The organism is Raoultibacter timonensis (genome assembly GCF_900240215.1).
In the GTDB taxonomy this organism is placed as follows: Bacteria; Actinomycetota; Coriobacteriia; order Coriobacteriales; family Eggerthellaceae; genus Raoultibacter; species Raoultibacter timonensis.
Genome location: NZ_LT964679.1, coordinates 209,389 through 212,692, shown reverse-complemented (window position 1 = coordinate 212,692; position 3,304 = coordinate 209,389). Strand labels below are relative to the sequence as shown.

Sequence of the window (3,304 nt, the reverse complement as noted above, 5' to 3'; positions counted from 1 at the left end):
GCACTTCGGCCGCGATGCCGCGCGCGGCAAGCCTCGGTGCGAGTTCCTCGAAGCAGGCATAGGCGTCACGCGCCGCCACCGCGACCGACGCACCGGGATCGTCGGATCGGATTGCGGCAAGGGCATCGCACAGCGATCGGGGCGCAGCGTAGCGTCCCGAAGGCAGCACGAACCGCACTGCGCCGGTTGCAGCAACGGGATGCTCCTCATCGGGTTCGAAAAGCGCTGCGAGCAGCGATGCCAGCTCGGGCGCGCGCTTCCCGACAGGCTCCGCGCTTCTCTCGTTGACGAACGCGACCGCCCCAGCGCACGCGAGAAAATCTTGCTCGACAGCTGTGAAAGCGTCAGGTTCGAACCCCACGGTAACGGGGCGGTACTGCGCAAGCACGGAAGTATCCGCAAGCAGCGCGAGGGCTTCGGACTGCTCGACCAAGCCCGCCGAAGCCGCGATGTCGCGATATCGGTCGAGCACTTCGACCGCCTCGCGCTCGCCCTGGCCGAGATCGTGCTCGCCCGCCGCCTTCGGCAGCGCTTCGCGCGCAACACGCGCGATAAACGAGCGCGTTCCCGAAGTGGGCTGCATGAGGCATCCGAGGCTTTGCTCGCAATGGTCGCGCAGGGCTGCGCCCGCAATGAGTTCGCGCTGCACGGAGTCCACGAACGTGCGCCCGTCGCCGTACAGCTCCCACAGATCGGCCGCCCATGAAGAAAGCGTAGCCACATCGATGCCGAACGACATGCGCTCGGACCAGGCCTTCTTGAGGCGGACCGTCTCGTCGTAGGAGGGCACGATGACAACGGGGCGCGCTCCTTCTGAAAAGACGCGGAGGGCGTACTCGAATGCAGCCTCGTCGGCTGCTGCAGCGTTCGGTGTATTGGTTCGGATGAGGGTCATAACGCCATTATACCCAAGTACGGCGCCCGGGCGCATGCCCGTTTGCACGCATCGCAAGGTCGCCAAACAACACGAGATGCGTCGCCCGAACGCCGATGTCCGCGTGAGGGCGAGCGGCTGAGACGCTGCTCGCAGGAGCGCTTCACCACTCGCGGCGGCGCAACCGCAACCGGGCCAGCCGTCTAGATGCCGCGGGCGGCGGCGCGCACGCCATCGGCAAAGCCCTCTTCAAGCGCCGCTTCGACGCGCATCCGACACGCCTGCTCGTCCCCGAGCGCACGGGCGGCAGCATCCGCATCGGCGACGGCGTCGAGCTTGCGATTCCTGAAATACACGAGCCAGTTGGCACCGAGGCAGACCACGTTGACGAAGTACACGGCGAGCACCCAGTTGATCGAACCCGACGCGAACTTTGCGGCGATACCTGCCGCGTACCCGATCGTGATCAAACCGATGAACTGCCAGCTCGTCCCCCTCGCCGTACCCGCTCTGTACGCCTTGAACGCATTGAGAGGCCACGAGAGTCCGAAGCAGACGAGCATTGCCGCTTCGAGAAATTCAGCCACGAAGAACCATCTCCTACCAAAAGGCGCGCCGATGCGCAGCCCTATCGATTGCATGCCAACGGACAGTACGCTACGCTTTTCTTTCAATACCGTCTAATATATTGTTTCTATCGTTATAATAAGTTTTATATTATTAATAAGCGAGGATCTCCTATGGAACTGCTGCAGTTGAAATATTTCCTCGAAGTGGCCGAAAGCCAGCACGTGACGAACAGCGCCAAGAAGCTCCACGTGGCGCAGCCCGCCCTCTCCCAGGCCATCCGTCGCCTCGAGCGCGAGCTCGGCGTGAATCTGTTCGAGCACACAGGCCGAAACATCAGGCTCACCCCCGCAGGAGCCTACCTCAAAGACAGGCTCGCGCCGGCCCTCGCGAGCATCGACGGCATCGCCCGCGATATCGCCGCCTTCTCGGAAAGCGAACGGCACACGGTTCGCATCGACGTCCAGGCTGCTTCGGGCATCGTCGTCGACGCAATCGCTCTCTACAGCGCCGAGCATCCCGACACCCGATTCCTCATCAGCCAGAACGAGCACGAGCCCCTGTGCGACATCCACGTGACGGCCCTCGCCTCCGACGGGTCGTTTCACGGGTTGAGCGCTTCGCCGCCCGACGCCGCCGTCGAAGCGACGTTTACCGAGCGCATCGGCATCGCCGTGGCAAGCCGCGGCCCGCGTCCTCCCGAACCCGCCGATCTGAGCGGTCTGGCCGAAAGCCGCTTCATCTGCCTCGCGGGATCGAGGGCCTTCCGGACGCTCTGCGACGAGCTTTGCGCGCTTGCGGGCTTCACACCGCACATCGCCTTCGAAAGCGACAACCCCTCGGTCGTGAAAAAGATGATCGGCCTCGGCCTCGGCATCGGATTCTGGCCCGAGCACAGCTGGGGCGACCTTTCGGACTACGAAGCGGATCTCGTCTCCCTCGCCGATACTCGCTTTGCGCGGACCATAGCCATCGTGGATTCGGACGGCGAACAATCCCCCGAAGCAAGGCGGTTCGAGGAGTTCCTCATCGGGCATATCGGGAGAATCTGGGAAAAGGAAAGCGGGCAGTGCGCCTGAAACGCACCGCCCGCTCGGGCATGCTCTCATCTACGCACCGACCCACGAGCCGAGAATAAAGGCCAACCCGCGCGTCGGCCCAAGAAGCCGACTGCACAACAACCTGCGCGTCAGCCTACGAGCCGATTGCGCACCAACCCGTCCGTCGGTCTACGAGCCGAGGATGCGGGCTGCGACCTGTTTCTTACGGCTCAGGATGCCAGGCATCCACGTACCGCCCACGCCCGTGCACTTGATGTTGAACACCCGATCCACGATGCGACGGTTGCCCTCGCACAGAAACTGGCTGCCCTCCGCCATGATGTCGGTCACCATGAAAAGCACGAACTCATAGCCGTTGTCGTCTTTGAGCTGGCGCATATAGGCTCGGATCTCGTCCTCTCGCTCCATGACGGCGGGCAGATCGACCGTCTCGTGCTGCGCGATGAGCACGGTCGAATCGCCGAGTTGGAACTCCTTGGAATCCGCGCCGACGAGCTTATCGACCGGCAGGTTATCCTCGCCGCCACGACACTTGAACACGGCAAGACCGAACTCGGTCGCCTCGACGCCCGCCAAGGCGGCAAGGCGCTCGGCCTGCTCGCGGTCGAACGAGGTCGCCGTGGGCGACTTGAGGATGACGGTATCGGTCATGACGGCGGAAAGGAGGACCGCCGCGATGGATTTCGGGATCTCGACGTCGTGACGTTCGAACTCCATGGCGACGATGGTCGCCGTGGAACCGACCGGCAGGTTCAGAAACTGGATGGGATTCACGGTGGACACATCGCCGATGCGGTGATGG

General features: G+C 63.5%; 3 protein-coding genes and 1 pseudogene. 1 reads left to right on the top strand and 3 read right to left on the bottom strand.

Annotated features, from left to right (window positions below; all coding sequences use genetic code 11):
- Positions 1 to 895 (bottom strand): annotated as a pseudogene (locus tag C1722_RS16770) (hypothetical protein); the annotation flags it as partial.
- A 182-nt stretch (positions 896 to 1,077) separates the two neighbouring features.
- Entirely contained in the window at positions 1,078 to 1,461 is a 384-nt protein-coding gene (locus C1722_RS00880; protein WP_244386090.1) for a hypothetical protein, read from the bottom strand.
- Between the two features lie 153 nt (positions 1,462 to 1,614).
- On the opposite strand from C1722_RS00880, the gene C1722_RS00875 reads away from it, so the two are divergent.
- Positions 1,615 to 2,520: a LysR family transcriptional regulator gene (locus C1722_RS00875; protein ID WP_102377588.1), complete on the top strand. Its 906-nt coding sequence runs from the start codon at positions 1,615 to 1,617 to the stop codon at positions 2,518 to 2,520.
- Between the two features lie 150 nt (positions 2,521 to 2,670).
- Here C1722_RS00875 and C1722_RS00870 read toward each other — a convergent pair.
- A partial coding sequence (locus tag C1722_RS00870) for a DHHA2 domain-containing protein (RefSeq protein WP_180994963.1) occupies positions 2,671 to 3,304 on the bottom strand: 634 nt, incomplete at its 5' end.

Coding starts and splice junctions, on each gene's coding strand:
- C1722_RS00875 (WP_102377588.1), top strand. CDS start 1,615: ATGGAACTGCTGCAGTTGAAATATTTCCTCGAAGTGGCCGAAAGCCAG.